General features: G+C 44.7%; 18 protein-coding genes and 1 tRNA gene. 10 read left to right on the forward strand and 9 right to left on the reverse strand.

Annotated features, from left to right (window positions below; genetic code table 11):
* The first annotated feature begins 1 nt into the window (after position 1).
* From V3V99_08815 to V3V99_08845, 7 genes are all read left to right on the forward strand, one after another.
* A complete protein-coding gene (locus V3V99_08815; protein MEE9442755.1) occupies positions 2 to 745 on the forward strand; it encodes a HAMP domain-containing sensor histidine kinase in 744 nt (247 codons plus the stop codon).
* On the forward strand, positions 745 to 1,752 hold the full coding sequence (locus tag V3V99_08820) for a chemotaxis protein (GenBank protein ID MEE9442756.1): 1,008 nt from the start codon (positions 745 to 747) through the stop codon (positions 1,750 to 1,752). The genes V3V99_08815 and V3V99_08820 overlap by 1 nt, the downstream gene beginning before the upstream one ends.
* Before the next feature lie 74 nt (positions 1,753 to 1,826).
* Positions 1,827 to 2,435 (forward strand): hypothetical protein, encoded by a 609-nt coding sequence (locus tag V3V99_08825; GenBank protein MEE9442757.1) that lies wholly within the window; start codon positions 1,827 to 1,829, stop codon positions 2,433 to 2,435.
* Between the two features lie 10 nt (positions 2,436 to 2,445).
* The gene (locus V3V99_08830) at positions 2,446 to 3,180 is read left to right on the forward strand and encodes an NAD-dependent deacylase (protein ID MEE9442758.1); all 735 of its coding nucleotides are present in this window, start codon (positions 2,446 to 2,448) and stop codon (positions 3,178 to 3,180) included.
* A gap of 470 nt (positions 3,181 to 3,650) precedes the next feature.
* Positions 3,651 to 4,271 carry a DUF1295 domain-containing protein gene (locus V3V99_08835; protein ID MEE9442759.1) on the forward strand — a complete coding sequence of 207 codons (621 nt, stop codon included), beginning with the start codon at positions 3,651 to 3,653 and terminating at the stop codon, positions 4,269 to 4,271.
* 713 nt (positions 4,272 to 4,984) lie between these two features.
* A complete protein-coding gene (locus V3V99_08840) occupies positions 4,985 to 5,137 on the forward strand; it encodes a hypothetical protein (GenBank protein MEE9442760.1) in 153 nt (50 codons plus the stop codon).
* A 613-nt stretch (positions 5,138 to 5,750) separates the two neighbouring features.
* Positions 5,751 to 7,346: an NAD-binding protein gene (locus tag V3V99_08845; GenBank protein ID MEE9442761.1), complete on the forward strand. Its 1,596-nt coding sequence runs from the start codon at positions 5,751 to 5,753 to the stop codon at positions 7,344 to 7,346.
* Positions 7,347 to 7,427: 81 nt separating this feature from the next.
* Here V3V99_08845 and V3V99_08850 read toward each other — a convergent pair.
* From V3V99_08850 to V3V99_08870, 5 genes are all read right to left on the reverse strand, one after another.
* Positions 7,428 to 7,512: transfer RNA gene (locus tag V3V99_08850), tRNA-Ser, on the reverse strand.
* Positions 7,513 to 7,813: 301 nt separating this feature from the next.
* The gene (locus V3V99_08855) at positions 7,814 to 8,887 is read right to left on the reverse strand and encodes an AI-2E family transporter (GenBank protein ID MEE9442762.1); all 1,074 of its coding nucleotides are present in this window, start codon (positions 8,885 to 8,887) and stop codon (positions 7,814 to 7,816) included.
* 84 nt (positions 8,888 to 8,971) lie between these two features.
* Positions 8,972 to 9,148, reverse strand: coding sequence for a hypothetical protein (locus V3V99_08860; protein MEE9442763.1), 177 nt, complete (start codon positions 9,146 to 9,148; stop codon positions 8,972 to 8,974).
* Positions 9,149 to 9,212: 64 nt separating this feature from the next.
* Positions 9,213 to 10,211, reverse strand: coding sequence for a right-handed parallel beta-helix repeat-containing protein (locus V3V99_08865; GenBank protein ID MEE9442764.1), 999 nt, complete (start codon positions 10,209 to 10,211; stop codon positions 9,213 to 9,215).
* A gap of 87 nt (positions 10,212 to 10,298) precedes the next feature.
* Positions 10,299 to 10,832: a SprT-like domain-containing protein gene (locus V3V99_08870; GenBank protein MEE9442765.1), complete on the reverse strand. Its 534-nt coding sequence runs from the start codon at positions 10,830 to 10,832 to the stop codon at positions 10,299 to 10,301.
* Positions 10,833 to 11,071: 239 nt separating this feature from the next.
* Between V3V99_08870 and purL the strand changes: the two genes are divergently transcribed.
* From purL to V3V99_08885, 3 genes are all read left to right on the forward strand, one after another.
* Positions 11,072 to 13,300: a phosphoribosylformylglycinamidine synthase subunit PurL gene (gene purL, locus V3V99_08875; protein MEE9442766.1), complete on the forward strand. Its 2,229-nt coding sequence runs from the start codon at positions 11,072 to 11,074 to the stop codon at positions 13,298 to 13,300.
* Positions 13,301 to 13,343: 43 nt separating this feature from the next.
* Positions 13,344 to 14,069, forward strand: a complete 726-nt coding sequence (locus V3V99_08880; GenBank protein MEE9442767.1) for a UDP-2,3-diacylglucosamine diphosphatase — start codon at positions 13,344 to 13,346, stop codon at positions 14,067 to 14,069.
* A 137-nt stretch (positions 14,070 to 14,206) separates the two neighbouring features.
* A complete protein-coding gene (locus V3V99_08885; GenBank protein MEE9442768.1) occupies positions 14,207 to 16,279 on the forward strand; it encodes a dockerin type I domain-containing protein in 2,073 nt (690 codons plus the stop codon).
* Between the two features lie 201 nt (positions 16,280 to 16,480).
* Here the strand turns inward: V3V99_08885 and ftsZ are convergent, their stop codons facing one another.
* The 4 genes from ftsZ to murC are packed head-to-tail and all read right to left on the reverse strand — an operon-like array spanning position 16,481 to position 21,050.
* Entirely contained in the window at positions 16,481 to 17,689 is a 1,209-nt protein-coding gene (gene ftsZ, locus V3V99_08890) for a cell division protein FtsZ (protein ID MEE9442769.1), read from the reverse strand.
* Positions 17,690 to 17,731: 42 nt separating this feature from the next.
* Positions 17,732 to 18,946 (reverse strand): cell division protein FtsA, encoded by a 1,215-nt coding sequence (gene ftsA, locus V3V99_08895; GenBank protein ID MEE9442770.1) that lies wholly within the window; start codon positions 18,944 to 18,946, stop codon positions 17,732 to 17,734.
* A 20-nt stretch (positions 18,947 to 18,966) separates the two neighbouring features.
* On the reverse strand, positions 18,967 to 19,632 hold the full coding sequence (locus V3V99_08900) for a hypothetical protein (protein MEE9442771.1): 666 nt from the start codon (positions 19,630 to 19,632) through the stop codon (positions 18,967 to 18,969).
* 35 nt (positions 19,633 to 19,667) lie between these two features.
* On the reverse strand, positions 19,668 to 21,050 hold the full coding sequence (gene murC / locus V3V99_08905; GenBank protein ID MEE9442772.1) for a UDP-N-acetylmuramate--L-alanine ligase: 1,383 nt from the start codon (positions 21,048 to 21,050) through the stop codon (positions 19,668 to 19,670).
* Positions 21,051 to 21,077: the final 27 nt, after the last annotated feature.

The raw sequence follows: 21,077 nt of genomic DNA on the forward strand, positions 1-21,077 counted from the left end.
CATGGGCGTTGGGGCAAAAATACCTAACTTAAATCAGGTCACGGAAGAAGAACAAAAAACTTTGGAATTTGTATCGTTGTTCGCCCATGATCTTGAAGGACCGTTGGCCGCGTTTAAGACAATCCTTCGCCTGTTGACAAAAGATAGATTTAATCCTTCCAAACTGACTCACCAAAATCTCTTATCCTCCTGTCAAATCGCTATGGGGCGAGCTGAGTCGATAATATATGATCTCATGTCCGCGGCTCGAGCCGGACAATCATATCTGGTAGCTAATAATGAACCGTGTAATCTCAATCAGGCTATACTTGACAGTTGCCGCATGAATCATCCCGCGGCCGAAGAAGATAAAATTGAAATACTGACGAACCTTGCCAAAAAAGATATCACTGTTATGGCCGATCCCCATTTGTTAGATAGAATTCTGGATAATTTAATATATAATGCTATCCGCTATGCTCCGCCCAGAGGTCAAATTATAGTATCTGCCGAAGCCAATAAAAAAGAGGCTCGAGTATCGGTGGCCGATACGGGAGAGGGGTTCAAAGATTTAAATCCCGATGATCTGTTTACGGTTTTCAAACAGGCCGAATACAGGGGCAAGGGTTTGCATCGTGGCGTCGGTATCGGCCTCTATTTATGCCGACAGGCTGTGGAGATAATGGGCGGAAGTATAAAAGCTGAAAACGCAAAACAAAAGGGCGCTATATTCCGGTTTACTTTACCGGTCAACAAGGAGGGGTAATGAAATTAGAAGCCGATTCATATTTGAAAAGCGGATCAAATGAAGTCCGCATTCTCGAATACCGCGTGGGGGATGCCTGCTTCGGAATCAACATTCTCAAAGTCAACAAGATCATTTCCAAAGTACAATTGAAAACGAAAACGCCGCATTCGCATCCCGCGGTAATGGGGATTTTTGAGGATAGCGGGCGTATCGTGCCGATTATTAATCTGGCCCGATTTTTGGGAATCGATGAAAAGGATGAAAATCGAAATCAGAAAATTATTGTAACCGAGTTCTTTGAGCAATCCAATGGTTTTCTTGTTGATCGGGTCGATTGGATTCATCATTTCAAATGGGAAGACGTCATTGACTCCGATGGCGTTATGAAAAACTTTGACCATCGCTATGTCACCGGCATGGTCAAACCGACTGAAGACCATATTGTTCTACTGCTCGACTATGAAACAATCATCCTTGATCTCTGTCCTGAACTTCATGTCGAGGAGAAGCTCAAGACCGCCGGGCTGGATATAAACGGTGAAGGTCGGAAAATCCTCGTCGCCGAAGATTCCTCTTCCGTGCGCGCCATGCTGGCGGCGGAATTCGAGGAATTTGGTTTTGAGGTCATCCCCGTTTCCGACGGCGTGGAGGCTCTCAATACGTTAAAACTCGATTCTGAAATCGATTTAGTGATTTCTGACGTCGAAATGCCCCGGATGGACGGACTGGCATTGACCTGCGCCATTCGCGAAGGCAAGGCCAAGTGTCCTTCGAATCTCCCCGTTGTCGTCTATTCTTCAATCGGTGATATTGGGATGAAGGCCCGGGCTGAATTTCTACAAGCCGACGCCCACGTCACTAAACTTAACGTTGAAGAGTTGATGACCCGAATCGGAGAACTTATCAAAGCCAAAGATGAGGGAACGCTGGGCACGAAAAAGACAATAGGAGACAAAACGACAAAGTCAAAAAAGAAAAAGAAAAGCTCCACGGAAGAAGAGATCGTGGTCGAACCGGTCGCATAACGCTCGAAAACTTTTGACTTTTTATAAATTTGCGCATAGATTGACTGAACACATAGCCAAAGGACGGTCGATCTATGCGCTTATTTTTCGCTAAATATTTCATGTCATGTATTCTCGCGATCATGGGTTTGATTCTCATATCCTGCTCTTCGCAAACCGATGATTTTCAAAAGGCTCCTTACGTCGCCGACGATAACCTTCTTGACGCGCCGGTAACTTATACTGAAATAAATCTCGATGTTTCCCCGCCTGACGGATGGACGGCAATGGATAATGCCAAACTCGATATGTTCCGTCGCATGCTGGGCGGGACCGAAATGTCGACCGAGTTTTATCCGGTTTATCCGTTGGCGGTTTATCAGGATTCAGTAACCGGCCTGATGATGTATGTTTCGATGATCGAGGAATCGGAAGCAACGCTCAAGGAAATATCCGAAAAGTACGAAGATTTCCTGATGCCGAAGCTGAAAGGCTCCGGTGTCGATCGCCAGACTTACCTGATAAACGGAATGCAAATTTACCAATATCTGGTGCATTCCTCGCAGATTGTTAATTATAAAATACTGGGCGAAACGACCACCGGCGGGCGTTTTTTGATCGAGTATATCAGCGGCACGGCTATGTATTCCGGAATCGAACCGGCGATCAAAGCGTCGCTGGCGGCTCTGAAAACCTCTCAATAGGAAGCGGTGTATGATCGAGATTCCAACAGAATTAATCGAGCGGCTAAAAAAATCAATCAAGGTCGTCGTCTCGACCGGAGCCGGAGTCTCGGCCGAGTCGGGCGTCCCGACGTTCCGAGGCAAAGACGGCATCTGGAATAAGATGAGCGCCGAGGAACTTGCCTCAGTCGATGGATTCATGTCCAATCCCAATCTCGTCTGGGAATGGTATCAATATCGCCGCAATCTGATGGGCGAAGTCGAACCTAACGGGGGTCATTATGCCATTGCCGAATTTGAAAATATCTTCGATGATTTTTCATTGATAACCCAAAATGTCGATGACCTGCATCGCCGGGCCGGGTCGTCTAAAATCTATGAACTGCACGGCAACATCACCCGTAATAAATGTCTCGATTGCCAAAAAATGTATCATGATGAGATTAACCTCGATGTCGAGCTGCCTAAGTGTCAATGTGGCGGGTTTATTCGTCCCGATGTCGTCTGGTTCGGCGAGATGCTGCCGCAGGACGTTTTGCGCTCGGCGTTCGAGGCGGCGGAAGCGGCCGAGGTTTTCTTTTCGGTCGGGACTTCGACCCTGGTTCAACCGGCGGCGTCATTGCCGTTTATCGCCAGGCGTTCGGGAGCGCTTGTTGTTGAAGTCAATATCGAGCCGACCGGTTTGACTGAAATCGCCGATTTGTTCCTGCGCGGCCCATCTGGTGAAGTTCTACCGGAGATAGTCAGTCAGATTACAAATCAGTAGTTGTATGACTCCCGGAAAACGGGTTAAACGGAATAGATGTTGAAGCCTTGGTATCATTAGTTAAAGATCAGGAAATAGTCGGAACGCTTACGTATCCTAATGGGAAAGAGACGCAGATAGTGTACGAGGTTGTTCGTCAAAGAGAGAATCAGAAAGGAAATGGACAATAGTGGAGAATAGAAAAAGGTTTTCAGTAGAGTAAACGCCAATCGACGAACATGGAAACGACCATTGGTATGCGGTTATGGCACCAATGGAGCTGGAAAACAGAGATATTGGAGATAGAACAAGAATAATATCGAAACAAAATCCGGGGCTTTGATAGGCATGGTCCTTTTGTACTTTCAATCCCTTCATGGTTATCTTGGCAGTGACTGAGAAGCCCGGGTAGTGGAGAAATTATTATGGCATTCAAAGATGAACACGCACCATCGACACTCATGAAACTCTTACTATCTGCAGGCATTCTGATGGGAACTCTGATCCCGGCACTGCTGATGTCCGGGCATGGAAATTTTCTGATTCAACTTTTGAAACTCCAAAAGCTTGAGGGAAACACCTATCGGCAGATACTCATTGTGTCTTGTTCGCTAATCTATCTATTCCGGTTTGTGATATGCATGTTTGTTTTCTTCAAACGTAAAATAGGCTGGATCGAGGGCATTCTGGTTTCATTCCTGTTCTTCATGATGTTTTACCTCTTCAATACTGCCGCGGGAAGTCATTTCGAACCGATTGGATTGATCGATATTGCCGGTATCTTCCTGTACGTGACAGGCTCCTATATCAACACACTCGCGGACTATCAACGGTATGCCTGGAAGAGAAATACCGAAAACAAAGGACGGCTCTATACTGAAGGACTGTTTAAGTACTCTATGCACATAAACTACTTTGGGGACAGCATCATGTACATCGGATTGGCAATGATTACCCTAGAGTATGTATGTCTCTTTGTATCTATTATCATCATACTGAATTTTGTTTTCCTGCAGATTCCAATGCTGGACAAGCACCTCAGCAAGAAGTACCCAGACGAGTTTGGCGAGTTCGCGAAACAGACTAAGAAGTTCATTCCATTTGTCTATTGATTAGGTGATATGAGATGAAAGGCCGACCAACATCGGCCTTTTTTATTGACAGACAGAACGCCCCTATATCCTCTTTACGATTATGGCCGCCCCTTCAGCCATGCGAGCCAACCGGTTTGACTGAAATCGCCAATTTGTTTCTGCGCGGCCCATCGGGTGAGATTCTGCCGGAGATAGTTAGTCAGATTACAAATCAGTAGTTATATGCCTCCTTTTGTTGCGCATATAAAAAGTTATCCACATCATTTTTCATAAAATTCCTTGTATATTTATGTGGCTAATCCTGTTACAGCGAATTGGGTTCGTTTTGTCCTTTTTCGTTATTGTCTTTTTGGCTCCTTTTATTTTGTGGCATATATGATGCCTCTCCCGGTTAGAGATATACTTATTTTCAATTAAAGGGTAGGCGTAAGAATCAATGGTGAATTTGTTGGGGAATTGAAAATATTTTGTGGGAAAAGAGTTGTAGGGCAGGAGCCCGTTGGGCTTCATTCCTTGTATCTTAAATCCGGATAGTTGTTATATTAGGACGAATCGGGATGATTCTGATCCTTCCCTGAGGCATAAAGCCTGTTTTGTAGATAAGAACTCCCGATCCGTTCACAGGATTGCCAAACTCCGGATGGTATCTGAGGCGTTCCGCGTATACATAACAGCTTACATTGACAAGGTTGGAGGTTGGCTTCCACCACAATGTAATACCGGAGGATGTTATGCGCAAGCCAGGATTTTATGTCGGTATTGATGTTGGAGCCAAAGAATTGTGGGCCGCGACGAATGGGCGTAAACCGCGGCCTTTCGTAGGTACCCAATTCGTTCCTAAAACGATATCACGTTATTCGGGGTTTTATATAGGAGTATATTGATTTACAAAGGCAGTGGAGAAGGCATTTACCCCAATCTGATTTGTAATTTATTGTATTGTAATGGTTTATCATGGCGGAGGAGGTAGGATTCGAAGAAGGCCATTTCGTCTAACTTCTTGGCAGTCCATGAATTACGCGTAATTCACTGGGTCAACATAGGTTAAGTTACTTCAAGTTGCGTCAAGTTAGTGCAAGTTACTAGGCACTTGCGTGAAGTTCCCGGTTAGAAAATGGTTAGAAAATTCGGCGCAATCAGGGGCGTTCAAATCAGTGTCGGTACTGGCCTTCTTTTCATTGCAACAGCAACTTAACTTTGTTCATTCAAGATAATAGCGGCGATCAGAAGATTATGATTCTTTATGACTTGTGAAATAGAAATGTATCTCTTAGATTTCAACCGAATTTGTCTGAATGCTTTTGAAGAAATGTAGTGTGCTACGATAGCCGCTTATGTTTTATTGGGAATTAATAGGCGGATAGGCAATAACCCAATTATTGCAATGAAAGGTTCTTCATCATGAAATTCCTTCCTTCCCAAATTCTCTATTTTACTCGAAGCAGAACAACTAAGAGGAACTTCAAACTTCTATTCAAGTTCCTTTTGGCGTTGACAGTGCTGGTGGTGATATACAGCATTTTGTTTCATTTCATAATGCTTCTTGAAGAAAAGGAGTTTAGCTGGATTACAGGTTTCTATTGGACGCTCACTGTGATGTCCACGCTTGGTTTCGGTGATATCACCTTTGCGAGTGATTTAGGCAAGGCTTTTTCGATGCTTGTACTCATGTCCGGCATTATTTTTCTTCTCGTCATGTTGCCCTTTACCTTCATTCAATTTTTTTATGCTCCATGGCTTGAAGCCCAATCAAGGGCTAGAACTCCACGGGAATTGCCGGAAAGCACAACAGGACATGTGATACTGACAAACTATGATCCCATAACCATAAACCTCGTAGGAAAATTAAAGAAATATAATTATGAATATGCTATTATCGTCACTGATTTGAAACGTGCGTTAGAACTTTATGATTTAAATTTCAAGGTTGTCGTAGGAGACCTGGGTGACCCGGAAACATATAAACGTCTCCGCGTACAAAATGCCGCCATGCTGGTTGCCAACAACGATGATATGGTCAACACAAATATATCCTTTACGGTCAGGGAGATATCTAAAGAAGTACCCATCATTACTAATGCAGATGCGGATGATTCCATTGATATTCTGCAGCTTGCCGGCAGCACTTATGTCTTTCAGTTTATGAAGATGCTTGGTGAATCCCTGGCGCGAAGAACACTCGGAATGAGTATGGGGGCAAATGTTATCGGAAGATTCGATAAACTTCTCATCGCCGAAGCATCTGCCATGCGAACGCCGCTTGAGGGAAAAACTCTCATTGAAAGCAATCTGCGAGAAAATACTGGCGTAACAGTCGTCGGGCTTTGGGAGAGAGGCCGATTCAAAATTCCACGACCACAGACTCGAATCAATTCCACAACTGTGCTCGTGCTTGCCGGTTCGGCCGAACAGCTCAAAAAATATGACGAGGTCTTTTCGGTTTACCGTTCTTATCACACCACTGGTGCCCCTGTTCTCATACTGGGTGGTGGTCGTGTCGGACAGGCAGCAGCACAGATACTGGAAGATCGAAAAATTGTTTATAAAGTTGTCGAGAAGAATCCGACACTCATTCAAAATAATAACTACATTCAAGGAAATGCTGCCGATCTTGATACCTTGAGTCGGGCCGGAATACGGGAAGCTCCATCTGTCATTATTACCACTCATGATGACTCCATGAATATTTATCTCACTATCTATTGCCGTAAACTGCGATCCGATATTCAGATTGTCAGCAGGGCAAATCTGGACCGAAATATTTCCAAACTGCACAGTGCTGGAGCGGACCTAGTCATGTCACATGCTTCCATGGGAGCAAATACCATAATTAATCTTCTAAAACCCAATAAAATACTGATGGTTGCAGAGGGACTAAATGTCTTCCGTGCGTTGGTACACTCGTCCCTTGTGGGCAAATCTCTTGCTGAAAGTCATATCCGTAAACAAACGGGCTGCAGCGTGATAGCTATTGGCAGGGAAAATGAATTGAATATCAATCCCGAACCCTCGATTCTTCTTGGGAAACATGATGAAATGGTCTTGATTGGGACGAGCGATGCGGAAAAACGTCTTATGGACATCTATCAATAACCGGGGAAACCCTGCCTTACTGAGAAGTGATTTCTCGTAAGCTATTACCCTGTCGCACGTTATGCCGTTAGAAAATCAAAGCGGAGGAGGTAGGATTCGAACCCACGGTACCTTGCGGTACAACGGTTTTCAAGACCGCCGCTTTCGACCTCTCAGCCACTCCTCCGTCGCATCCAATAATCGCCAAAATTTTTGGTGAAGTCAAGCCAAAATAAAATCGGCGCCCATCCCGTCGCCGATTTTGACTATCCATAATTTGGTTAATCGGCAAATACCTACCATGTTATCGGAGGCATGCTATTTAGTTCCGCATTCTCGCAATCTATTTTATGTTCGGAATTTTATGCCTGACAATTAGCTATGGCCGGTGACAGACATATTTTTGACGATAAAAATATATCAATATTGCACGAAATTTGTCGAGATTGTGCCGCGTCGAAACAGGATTATTTTGAATATGTCGGGACTTATTCCTCGGCCATATCTCCTGATGTATGGTTCGAGTAACGGGATGATAGAGTATCCAGACGCCCCGCGAGAACGTCGGCAAAGGGAGCAGTGTATTCAAATCTACTGAGGACGATTTTAATAACCGCCGCGATAGGCGTGGCCAAAAACATCCCGACAACTCCCCATATCATACCAAAGAATATGAGAAATAACAGTATCACGGCCGGATGCAAATCGAGAGATTCACCCATTAATTTCGGCTGGACAATATTGCCCATCGCGAATTGAATCAGAGCCGGGATGATAATGGCCAGGATTTTAGCCGGTATCGATAATTCGGGGCTTAATAGGGCCACGGGAATGGGCAACAGCGTAGCTATAATCGACCCGATATTGGGAATGAAATTCAGTAAAAATGCGAGAAGTCCAAATATCCAGGCGAACTCAACTCCGAGTATTGACAGCGTCGCTCCAACCAGAAATCCGGTTCCACCCGAAACCAGGGCCATATTCAGAATATATTTCTTTACTCGACTTTCTACTTCATTTAGAATTCCGCCGGCTCGAGGATGAGAATTCTTTTGACCAATTATCAGAAACATCGTGAATATTACGACCAGAATACCGTTGGATAATATACTCATCACGCCACTGAGAGTGCTCGATAGCAAACCCGTCACAGTATCGGGGGGGATAATATCCAAAACCGATTCGGAGAGTTCCTCCGGGGCGATTCCAAATTGCTGCAGGGGTAAAATCGAGATTATATCATTCATCAACTCCTGAATTCTCACTTGATAAACGTCTGACCGTTCCTTGATTTCTCCGGCCGATGATGTTACCAACAGACCCAGAAGCGCGAGGATCAACAGGCCGATTAGTATTGTAGTAATTATCGCCAGCCAGCGTGGTAGTTTGAGTCTGCGGCATTGTATGTCAATTACGGGCGTCAGGCAGAATGTGAAAAACACCGCCAACACAAAGGGAATGAAGACCAGTTTAAGCCAGAATAATGCCGCTCCCGCCACGGCGACCGTTATTATTATCAAGCACAGCGTTTGAATTCTCTGTTGAAATGGAGTAGCCGACATAATCTCAAAACCCCTCTCGCCAAATTTATTAAAATATGCCAATTGCCTGATATTATTTCAACTAAAATCAATCGCGATTTTAATCTATCGCCCCGAAGTTCCTCCGTAAATTCCTAAATCAGACGGAGAACCGTCGGTGTCGGTTATTTCTTTGTATCCGGCATCGATGGCCGGAGAACCGGGCTGAAGATGAAAATCACCGTCGCCGACGAACATCGGATCAATCGAAATATTGCCATCTTTACCGGTAAGATCAGGCATATCTTTTGTATTACCCGCTTCATTGTTCCAGATGAGATTATTATAAAAATCCCAGTTGCCGAGATTACCATAGTTCCAAACTCCGACGCACGGACAAACCCATTCTTCGCGCCAGCCGTTCGATTATATTATTAACAAATTTACCCCGGCATTCCTGCGACCAAGGAGCCACTCCACAATTTCCGTTATGATAAACCACATTATTAGTGGCATCCATGTATGATTCTCCGGTTCCGATAATACCCCAGCCAAGATTGTCATAGACGAGATTATTATGAGCCATTACCGTCGAAGTCCCGAATGAACCGATTCCTTTCCAGAACTCAGATATTTGATTGCGGATAGCCAGGCAATGCGCGTCCCAGGTGACTCCGATTCCGGCTCCTCGGCCTTTTTTAATAATACAATCTTTTATGACCGCTGAAGCTCCACGGTAGAGCGCCATACCGTCCCAACCATTGTTAATAATTTCAGAATTGCTGATGAAGATCTCGGCTCCTTCGCGTCCGAAAACGCCACCGATACCGACTACAACGCTGTCTATGCGGTGGTCATTGTCGGATAAAGCGCAGTTGGTGATATCAACTTTACTATTCCGCACGACTACAGCGGCATCGGTCGCGGCCCCGTCAACATCTCGCTTGCCACCGGTGACTTTGAGATTTAACAGAGAAGATCGGCCCGAATTTTCAAAATAGACTCCGTATCCGGCGCCGGAAATTAATATGGTTGAGTCTTTACCGCGTCCGATTATCGTAACTGCCTTATCTTTTATAACGAATCCGGTGGAAGCGTTGACTTCGGTTTGATGCTCCGAACAATTTCCGCACAGGCTTTCAATAAATTCCTGCGGAACGCTAAAATATATTCCCGCTTCCAGCCATAAGGTATCGTTGTTTTCGCACGAATTAATGGCGTTTTGTAAGGCTGAATGGTCGGTTCCCGTTGAATCCCCGGCTGAGTATTGGGAAAGTGATTTATCAGCTTTGACAATTGTATGCGAGTTTTTTTCGCAGCCAATAATAATAATAGCCAGAAGTAATATCGTGAGCAGCTTACGCATAGAACTCTCCTTATTTGGAAATTCTATTTATATGTTAAAACTCTACTTTCTGCTTTAGTCAGCGGTAAAAGAACACTGTTAGATAGATTAATCACTGATGACCTTTATCGGATTTTTCTTTAGGATTAGCTTAAATCGCTCATCAAATCTACCTTTCGAGCATTTACCGCACGAAGCCATCCGCAACCGCCTTGTGCGCGGATATTCGGTATGACACCGGGGGCAGATATATAGATATTTCGGCTTGCGTCTCAAATCGGGATGTTCGGTCGCTCGAATAGAAGCTCCGATTTGCTGCGCAAATCGCTTAAACGATGCGTCGTGCTTGGGGTATAAAATATGAATCATTTCATGCTTAAGGGTATCATACACTTCATCGGGGAAAATCTGGTGGTATTTTTCAGAAATGCGTATCTCTTTCAAATTGGAAAAATATGCTCCGGCAGCCAGCATGCGTGTTGAATATTTTATTTTGATGGCCAGCAGTTTTCCTCCAAAATACTGGCGGTTATAAATTTCAAACATTTTTTCGAGATCCGTGATTTCAGGCAACTCGGTCTTTGTCTTCTCCAGTAAAGCGTCGAAGATATCAAAATTGGTTGGAGACGCGCTTTTTTTCATAATATCGATTAGGTTATTGGCTACTCCGGTTTATTCAATATATCGATATTCGCAGGACAATATGCGAGAACTGTCAGGTATAATAAAAAAAGCGTAGATTTGAACATATACACCTCCCCATAAATGGCAAATTAAGAGTACCCATTATCCGTTTATAAATCAAGATTTATATCATTTTCGTATTTCGATTGACACCGGGTAAACAATAAAATATATTCGACTTTTTGAAAGGAAGTCTTATGCCGGACCCCGTTGTCACTCCGGAATTAGTCGCCGAACACGGTCTCAACAAGGAAGAGCACCAAAAAATCAAGGAAATTCTGGGCCGCGAGCCGAATTTCACCGAACTCGGCATATTTTCTGTAATGTGGTCGGAGCATTGTTCATATAAAAATTCAATCAAACTGCTCAAAACTCTTCCCCGCGACGGCAAACATTTGCTGACCAAAGCCGGAGAAGAAAACGCCGGAGCTGTTGATATCGGGAATAATCTGGCGGTCGTGTTTAAGATAGAATCTCATAATCATCCTTCGGCGGTCGAGCCTTATCAGGGCGCCGCAACAGGTGTAGGCGGGATTTTACGCGATATCTTTACGATGGGGGCACGGCCAATAGCGACGTTGGATTCTCTTCGATTTGGCTCGCTGGAAAACGACCGGGTCCGTTATCTGGTTGACGGCGTCGTGCGAGGCATCGGAGATTATGGAAACTCTTTCGGCGTACCAACCGTGGGCGGAGAGGTTTATTTCGACGAGGCCTATACCGGTAATCCATTAGTAAACCCTATGGCGGTGGGATTAATCAAAGCCAACGGCATCGTTTCCGCAACAACCGGCGGGCCGGACAACAATGTTATGATAGTCGGCTCTTCTACCGGGCGTGACGGTATCCATGGAGCAACCTTTGCTTCGGCGGAACTAACCGAGGAAAACGAAGCCAAAAGACCAGCGGTTCAGATCGGCGATCCCTTTACCGAGAAATTACTTCTTGAAGCCACTCTTGAGATTATCAAGGAAGACCTTGTTGTTGGAATTCAGGATATGGGCGCCGCCGGAATAACCTGCTGTTCGTCGGAAATGTCGGCCAAGGGTAAAACCGGAATTGAAATTGATCTCAAGGACGTGCCGCTCCGCGAAGAAGGCATGACGCCTTATGAAATTTTATTGTCCGAATCACAGGAACGAATGATGGTTGTGGCCAAACCGGGATGCGAAGAAAAAATAATGGAGATTTTCGATAAATGGGATCTTCATTCAAAAATAATCGGCAAGACAACTGATGATGGTATCTTCCGAGTTACTCTCAACGGCAAAGTAGTCTCCGAAATTCCGTCGGAATATCTCGCTTTGGGAGGTAAAACACCGGAATACACTCGCGAATCCAAAAAGCCTGACTATATCGATGAATTATCGCAATTGGATACAGATAGCCTTCCCGTCGAAATGAATTGGAATGAGGTTCTTATCAAGCTTTTGGCGGCGCCTAATATCAGCGATAAAAGCTGGGTGTTTGAGCAATATGACTCAACGATCCGGACCAATACCGTCGTCGGCCCGGGCAGCGATGCCGCCGTTCTGCGCATCCGTAAAACAAATAAGGCGCTGGCTATGACAACTGATTGTAATGGCCGGTATTGCTATATGAATCCGAAGCGGGGAGCAATGCACGCTGTCGCTGAAGCCGCGCGCAATATCGCCTGCTCCGGCGGAAAGGGCTGCGCCATTACCAATTGTTTGAATTTCGGCAACCCCTATGATCCGGAAATATATTATGGTTTTTCCGGAGCGGTTGAAGGGATGGGAGAAGCCTGCCGCGTATTCGACACTCCGGTAACCGGCGGTAATGTCAGCTTCTATAATGAAGACCCGGAGCGAGCCGTGTATCCTTCACCGGTTATCGGCATGATCGGTATCGTTGATGACCTTTCACATATAACGACGATGTGGTTCAAAGACGAGGGCGATGAAATATTCCTCCTCGGGGAGAATACCAATGAGCTGGGAGCATCCGAATACCTGTCTGTAATTCATAATATGAAGCGCGGCGAGGTGCCCGATATTAATTTGGCGAAAGAAAAGAATCTGCATAATGCTGTTTTGGAGATGATAAAATCCGGAATGGTAAAATCGGCGCATGATTGTTCCATGGGGGGGCTCGCCATAGCCCTGGCCGAAGCGACTATCGGTGATAAAGAGAATATGATGGGGGCACAAATTTCTATCGATATAAATAATTTGCGTTCTGATGCCATTTTGTTTGGCGAAGCGGCCTCGCGGATTGTAATCTCATGCCCTCCGGGAAATGAAGATAAGATAAAATCAATGGCTGATAAGTTTGAGACTTCTATTCAAAAAATTGGAGTTGTGGGTGGGAAAAAACTCATTTTAAATGAATTGATCGATGTTTCGCTGTCCGATATGACCGACGCCTATTACAATAGCCTGCCTGAGTTGGTGGAACGAGTTTAACGATTGGATTTTGCATTCATAATCAAATACTGTATATTTATTGATGGCCATTTATTTTCTATCCGACGCTCATCTTGGATCCGACGATGCCAAAAGCGAAAAAGTAAAACTTGAAAAGCTCTTTGCTTTTCTTGATATGGTCAAAGAGACCGGCGAAAAGTTGTATATCCTGGGAGATCTTTTCGATTTCTGGTTTGAATATAAACATGCTATTCCCAAACAACATCTGAAGGCCGTATATAAATTGGCCGCGCTCGTCGAAAGCGGCATTCCAATACATTATATCACCGGCAATCATGATTTCTGGCTGGGCGGTTTTCTGGAAAATGAGGTTGGGGTTAACATTCATCGGGATAGTTATGAGGCAACGGAACAAGGATTAAAATTGCTATTGATTCACGGTGATGGTTTATCTCCCGCCGACTGGAAATACCGCGTTTTTGTCAGGTCAATACTCAGAAACAGGCTTGCTATCGCATTATATAGATTGGTCCCTCCCGACTGGGGCATTCCGTTTGCCAAAGCAATGTCATCGTCGTCAAGAAATCACACAGCCGGTCGGGAAAATAAATTTCTCAAAGATTATGAAGATTACGCTCGAAAAAAATTGAATGAAGATTATAACGCGATTATAATCGGACACACTCATCATCCTGAGTTCAAACAATTTGAAAACGGAATTTATATGAACACCGGCGATTTTTATAAAAACTTCAGTTATGGCAAACTGGAATACGGCCAACTATCACTTAGTTTTTTTGAAAAATAATCATTAATTATTATTTCCTTGACAATATTTTTATAATTGAGTACTATACCAGTGGGAAGGTATTTCGCATCTTACATCGCATATAGAATTAATATTGATTTACTACAAACTTCTTGCGGGGCTTTGGGGAGGTAATTATGAGAACTCATTTTTCACAAATTATCCGGGTTGCGGTTATTTTAAGCGCATTAGTGTTTGTATTAAACATGGCGACACTTGCGCAATCCGCATCAGAGGAATTGGAACTCCGTGATCTTAGATTTCAAAGCCTGACCACTATTGGATTAACTATAACGCATGGGAATTATGCTTATTGCGCTACTGGTTATGGTTTGTTAATTCTTGATATTGAAGAAGTGTCTAATCCCAAAGTAAATTCGGCACTTTATATACCGGCTTTAGTGGGTCCGCATGACATTGAAACAAACGGTCAACATCTTTTTATTATTGGATCTGATGATGTGTTTGTAATTAATATTTCCAATCCTGCCGTTCCTTTTTTGGAATCCACTTTTAACCCCCATGGGTATATTGGATTTGCCAAAGGCTCAATATTGGGCAACTTTTTATTGGTGTATGGCAGTGATGATATTGAAAAATGTTTTTTTGTCATTGACATTAGTAATCCTGATTCATTATTTATTGAAACCAAATATGTAGTTGAAAGCACTATTCGTGATCTTATCGTATCTGATACTCTCGCATTCGTCACTGAAAAATCAAAGTTGGAGGTTTTTAATATCAGCGACCCAACCGCTCCTTATCCTGTGGGGGAATGCCTTGATTTACAGCACGTAACCACTTACTCCAAGCATATTTTCGCTATCAAGGATACTACCATCTATGTTGTTTACAACGATACCCTGAAAATCCTGAATGCTAATTCGCCGGAAAATCCCTGTCCCATTGCAATAATTGATATATTCGACGGTGTTATAAATATTATAATCAATGGATCAATGCTCTTCGTGTATGAACTTGAAAACCATACAACTCATGTTTACAATATTGAAGATCCGTTGAACTCTCAATTCGTATGCAAATTGGAAGGCTTATATATTTCATTATTTCATAACGAGAATCCAATAAGCATAGGCGGGACATTCAAGATATTGGATATTTCAGACATTGAAAATCCTGAGATAATAGGCAGTTATCAGACTACTTATACTATGCAGGATATCAAAGTCTCCGGAGATTTTGCTTATATTGCCGGCGATCATTTCCTATCCTTTGATGTATCCTATCCAAGATATCCCTATCCCAAATTGATAGGAGGTTTATATCTTGACGGCGCGGCTGTAATTGAAATCGTTGACCCCTATGCTTATACTATCGATAATAATGGTACCTTAAAGATTGTAGATATTAATGATCCGGCGGCACTGGAATTGGCAGGGACTCTCGAAAATATTGGTACATATTGCACCGATATTGGCATTTATGGCGATCATGCATATATTACGGCAAATTTGGATGGCATTCAAATTATCAATATCTCTGACCCATCCGCACCATTTATCGAAGGCAATTATGATTTGCAGCATTCACAGGCAATTGATATCTCGGGTCATTATGCGTATGTCGATAATTTATATATTCTGGATTTATCGGCTCCGCTAAATCCAATTCTGAGCGGTAATTGCTATGTGCAATTTAATGTTATGGATATAGAAGTGATTGGAGATTATGCTTATGCCGCTATCGCCAATGTTGAACCCTATAACGGATATATGGGAATTATTAATGTTGCCGATCCTACCGCTCCATTTGTAGAGACATATATTGAGACATCTACTGAAGGGAAAAATATTGCGGCCGCTGATGGGTTTGCATATTATATGGACTTTGACGGAATACATGCTTTTGATGTTTCCAATCCAGCAGAACCCGAACTATTCGGCCAGAAATCAGCGGTTTATAACGTCGCAATTGATGCTAAAGATAGTTATTTATTTGCGCTATCCTCTTGGGGATTTGGGATGTCTGACGTAAATAGGCCTAATGATTTCTCCTGCGCCGACGCCAATAATGACGGTACCACAAATATCGGAGATGCGGTTTTTCTCATAAATTATATATTCAAGGGCGGAGACACACCCAGTAACTGTGATGCCAATTGTGATGAGGGGTGCAACGTCGGTGACGCTGTATTTCTCATAAATTACGTATTTAAAAATGGACAGGTACCCTGTGAATATTGTAATTAGATGAATACCCAAACCTTTTTCAAGCTATTGATTGATCACATTTATCCCAAAAAATAAACCTCGCCGGAATGGGGGGAAACCACTCCGGCGGGTCCTGTAAAAAGAATAAGAAGGATTATTTCAATTGCCCTGTTATTGGACATTTTTCTATCGCATTCCACCCCGAAAGGTGGCGCGGCATAAATTTCTATTACTATATCCTTAATTTTCATCAAATGGTTCGGCCAATTCCTCCTCTATCTCATCCATTTTTTTTCGCAAATATGCCGGTACCTCATAATTATCATTAGCCGTAAAGACCACTGCCCGTTTGGGATCACCGTTGCCATTGGAAGACGGGGGAGCTTTTTTGGCCGGAGTCGCAGGCGCTTCATGTTTGATGACATTACCGAATAAGTCGGTCGGCGCCTGTTCTTCCCGCGGTTCCTCAAGCTCTTCCCGCATAGATGTACCCTGGCCGAATCCGGTCGCGATTACCGTCACGCGAATAGTATCTTTTAGATTTTGGTCGATGACGGCCCCGATAATAATATTGGCATCCGCGCCGGCGGCATCATATATCCTGGAGGTAGCGTCATTGACGTCAAACAGGGTCATATCCGGTCCGCCGGAAACATTCACCAGAACGCCCTTCGCGCCGGCGATAGAAATATTTTCCAGTAGCGGCGATGATATGGCGTCGTGAGCGGCAATCGACGCTTTGTTTTCGCCGGTAGCTTCCCCGGTACCCATTAGGGCATCGCCCATTTCCAGCATCACCGTTCTGACATCGGCAAAGTCACAGTTGATGAGTCCGGCGACGGTAATCAAATCGGAGATGCCTTTGGTCGCCTGATAAAGAACATCATCGGCGATACCGAAGGCATCAGTCAAAAGTGTGTTTTTATCGGCGATGGCGAGAAGTCTTTGATTAGGTATCGTAATCAAAGTATCGACATGCTTGCGCAATTCTTCCAGACCATCGTCGGCTCGTGAAATTCGCTTTTTGCCTTCGAAATCAAACGGTTTGGTGACAATCGCCACCGTCAGGGCGCTCTGCGATTTGGCCAGTTTGGCTACCGAGGGAGCGGCTCCGGTTCCGGTTCCGCCGCCCATTCCCGCGGTAACGAAAACCATATCGGCTCCACCAAGAGCGGCCGCGACTTCATCAGCATCTTCCTCAATTGATTTTTTTCCGATTTCCGGGTTGGCTCCCGCGCCCAATCCCTTGGTAACGCGCTTGCCGATTTGGATCCTGGCGGCGGCGGAATTTTGCTCCAAAACCTGCGCGTCGGTGTTAATGGCGATGAATTCAACTCCCGAAAGTCCATTGTCAATCATGCGATTGACCGCGTTTCCGCCCGCTCCCCCAACGCCGACAACTTTCAGCGCCGCGTGCATTACTTGTTCGTCTTCAAACTCAAAGGGCATGACATCCTCCTCTTGAGATTTTATCCTACTTATTCTTTTTTATCAAAAATGTTCGTTGAACCATTTTTCAATTTTCTTAAACAGGCCGTGAGTCTTGCTTTTGCGCGCGACTTCATGGCCATGCTTCATCCCGTATAAAATCAAACCCACTCCGGTGGCATGAATCGGCGAGTTGACCATATCGGTCATTCCGTCAAATCCCTTAGGGTATCCGATCTTGACGGGCATATCAAAAATTTGCTCCGCCAACTCTTCGGTGCCTGGCAAGAGCGACGCCCCTCCCGTTAAGACAATACCGGCCGCCAAAGAATCGGGGAAATTTGATTTCCTGACTTCCCGCATCGTCATGGTCAATATTTCCTCCATACGCGGTCCGATAATTGACGCCAGGACATTTCTTGAAATCTCTCGCGCGGCGCGACTGCCCACACCGGGAACCGTAATCATGTCATTGGCGTCTACCAGAGAAGGCATAGCGGCTCCGAATCTCTTTTTAATTTCTTCCGCATGCTCAATCGGCGTGCGCAAGCCGATGGCGATATCGTTGGTTACGTTTTTTCCGCCCAGGGGAACGGTTGATGTATGTCTTATGGAATTGTCATAGTAAACAGCGATATCGGACGTTCCTCCACCGATATCAATGACGGCAACACCGAGTTCTTTTTCTTCATCGGTAAGAATAGCGTAACTTGACGCTAAAGATTCCAGCACCAGGGCTTCCGCTTCCTGTTCACAGCGTCCGATAGCGCGGTAGATATTTCTAATGGCAGTGGCCGCCGCGGTAATTATATGAACCTCGGCTTCGAGCCGCACACCCGACATTCCGATGGGAACTTTTATGCCGCTCTGTTCATCGATAATGAAATCCTGCGGAATAACATGGACAATTTCGCGGTCGGCCGGGATAGCGACCGCTCGGGCAGCATCAATAACGCGCTCAATATCGGTTTCGGTAATTTCATTGTCGCTCCGGGAAACGGCGATAACGCCGTGCGAATTTATCGAGCGAATGTGATCGCCGGAAATTCCGGCCAGAACCGATTCGACGTTGACACCTGCCATCAACTCCGCATCGGTTATCGCCTTGGATATCGATCGCACCGTCTTTTCCAGATCCACTACTACTCCTCGCCGCATTCCGTCGGATGGAACCATTCCCATTCCGACCAGCCGCGGAGTTTCCTCACCTGATTCGACTTCGGCGATGAGGGCCGATATTTTGGTGGTTCCGATATCGAGTCCTACTATGGTCCGCACTTATGACTTCCTTCCTCTTCTCATTTCCTAATAACCACTCCCGCATACTGGAGATTAAACTGACCGCCTTGAAGACCTAATCTGGTCTCGCGAAACAAGTGCATTTTATAGAGCTGAGCCGCGAAATCTCTTGAAATTGCCAAATACGATTCATGGCCGGTAGTCAGAAATATTTCGAGATAAATCTTCGATGAGAAATCTATTTCAGCAATCCGGGCAAATAGCTCCGGTAAGTTTTCTTTGATTTCTTCCAGGCCCCGGATAACATCGGCAATTCTAAAATCATCGGGGTGAGTAAATAGGCGCGGACTATTCAAGCCTGTAATGACCGGCACATCCTTTGATACCCAATCGGTATCATAAGGTATTACACGGCAGAATTTATCAATGCCATGTAGATCTTCGGAGGCTAAAATGGCCAGCGGCGTAAAGCGATTAACTTCAGCATAGATTCCTGAAGGCAAATCATAATTAAGGGCTATATTATGGATGCCGTCGCATGCCATAATAGTATCGGTCAGTATATCCTTATTTAATCTGAAGATATTTGTCTCATCGGGAAAATTTTCTAATTTAGAATTTAGCTCATCCGCTCTGGGGCCTGAATATTCAATGCTTTTCCAGGCGAATACGGACGAAATATTGGCGAAGAGAATCGTTCCTCCGATTACCAAGGTGATTAGCAAACAAATCCAATATTTTTTTCGAATTCCCAGAAACATCACAAACCCAGTTTTTTGAGCAATTTTTCGTTAATGCGGAAGATATCTCCCGCGCCCATTGTGATGATTACATCCCCCGGCTCGGATAAATCAGCGGCGATGTCTATCGCGTTTTCTTTGAGTCCGACGTATCTGATGTTTTTATAACCAATAGAATGAGCGAATTCCGCGATCATCTTGGCACTTATTCCCGGCAAAGGTTTTTCCCGAGCGGGATAGATATCAACTACCAAAGCGACGTCGGCGCTGTGTAAGGCCTCAGCGAATTGACGATAGAAATCGCGCGTACGGCTGAACAAATGCGGCTGGAAAATGGCGATCGTTTTTCTTGGAGATGATGAAACCGATTCGCGCAGTCCGCTTAAGGTGGCTTTGACTTCGCTGGGATGATGAGCGTAATCATCAATAACGGTTACATCATTAACTTCGCCTATAACCTCAAAACGGCGTCCCACTCCCTTGAATGACCGGAGCCCCTCATCGATTGATTCAAGGGATATCTCCAATTCGAGAGCGGCCACAGTTGCCGCGAGAGCATTGGCAATATTAAACCAGCCCGGTATATTGAGAGAAAACCGACCCTTGCTTTCGTCTCTGACAATAAGCTCGAAACTTGAACCGTGACCCGAAAATTCAATATTATCGGCATAAATATCGGCCTGGGGGCTAAACCCAAAAGTGATAATTGGGCGTTTAATATTATCGCGAATACGCAGAACATTTCCATCCGATTCGGGTATAATGACGGAGCCGTAAAAGGGAACACGATTGACGTATTCCGTAAATGAATTCAGTAAGTCTTCGATCCCGTCATAACAATCGAGATGATCTTCTTCGATATTGGTGATTACAGCTATCGAAGGATACATTTTCAAAAAAGAGCGATCATATTCATCCGCTTCAGCGACCATAATCTCGCCCTGCCCAAGCTGGCCGCCTGAATCAAGTTCGACGGCGCGTCCGCCTACGAGTATGGTCGGGTCCATTCCGGCGGTTACCAGAATTTTGCCAAGCATGGCGGTGGTTGTCGTCTTGCCGTGACTGCCCGCGATTCCGATGGAGAATTTGAGGCGCATCAATTCGCCCAGCATTTCAGCTCTCTTAATAACCGGTATACCTTTTGCAAGCGCCGCGACAACTTCTGGATTTGATTCGTCCACCGCGGAAGATATGACGACCAAATCCACGCCGTCCACTTGAGAAGCGCTATGGCCGCTATAAATTGGCATATTAAGCGATTCAAGATGCTCGGTGACTTCCGAAGGCGAAATATCGGAACCCGATATCTGATAACCCAGATTGTGTAATATCTTGGCCATACCCGACATACCCGCGCCGCCAATTCCCACGAAGTGGAGTCTTTTGTATTTCGAAAAAATCATATTTGCCCGCCTAAACTCTTTCGGTGT

It is taken from the genome of Candidatus Zixiibacteriota bacterium (assembly GCA_036480375.1).
Classification (GTDB): Bacteria; Zixibacteria; MSB-5A5; order GN15; family JAAZOE01; genus JAZGGI01.

Bases quoted from the DNA above. Each gene is read 5' to 3' on its own strand.
- murC (MEE9442772.1), bottom strand. From the start codon at position 21,050: ATGATTTTTTCGAAATACAAAAGACTCCACTTCGTGGGAATTGGCGGC.
- ftsZ (MEE9442769.1), bottom strand. From the start codon at position 17,689: ATGCCCTTTGAGTTTGAAGACGAACAAGTAATGCACGCGGCGCTGAAA.
- V3V99_08870 (MEE9442765.1), bottom strand. From the start codon at position 10,832: ATGAAAAAAAGCGCGTCTCCAACCAATTTTGATATCTTCGACGCTTTA.
- V3V99_08840 (MEE9442760.1), top strand. From the start codon at position 4,985: ATGCGCAAGCCAGGATTTTATGTCGGTATTGATGTTGGAGCCAAAGAA.
- V3V99_08815 (MEE9442755.1), top strand. From the start codon at position 2: ATGGGCGTTGGGGCAAAAATACCTAACTTAAATCAGGTCACGGAAGAA.
- V3V99_08855 (MEE9442762.1), bottom strand. From the start codon at position 8,887: ATGTCGGCTACTCCATTTCAACAGAGAATTCAAACGCTGTGCTTGATA.
- V3V99_08825 (MEE9442757.1), top strand. From the start codon at position 1,827: ATGCGCTTATTTTTCGCTAAATATTTCATGTCATGTATTCTCGCGATC.
- V3V99_08880 (MEE9442767.1), top strand. From the start codon at position 13,344: ATGGCCATTTATTTTCTATCCGACGCTCATCTTGGATCCGACGATGCC.
- V3V99_08865 (MEE9442764.1), bottom strand. From the start codon at position 10,211: ATGCGTAAGCTGCTCACGATATTACTTCTGGCTATTATTATTATTGGC.
- V3V99_08835 (MEE9442759.1), top strand. From the start codon at position 3,651: ATGGGAACTCTGATCCCGGCACTGCTGATGTCCGGGCATGGAAATTTT.
- V3V99_08885 (MEE9442768.1), top strand. From the start codon at position 14,207: ATGAGAACTCATTTTTCACAAATTATCCGGGTTGCGGTTATTTTAAGC.
- purL (MEE9442766.1), top strand. From the start codon at position 11,072: ATGCCGGACCCCGTTGTCACTCCGGAATTAGTCGCCGAACACGGTCTC.
- V3V99_08830 (MEE9442758.1), top strand. From the start codon at position 2,446: ATGATCGAGATTCCAACAGAATTAATCGAGCGGCTAAAAAAATCAATC.
- V3V99_08820 (MEE9442756.1), top strand. From the start codon at position 745: ATGAAATTAGAAGCCGATTCATATTTGAAAAGCGGATCAAATGAAGTC.
- V3V99_08860 (MEE9442763.1), bottom strand. From the start codon at position 9,148: ATGCCTGATCTTACCGGTAAAGATGGCAATATTTCGATTGATCCGATG.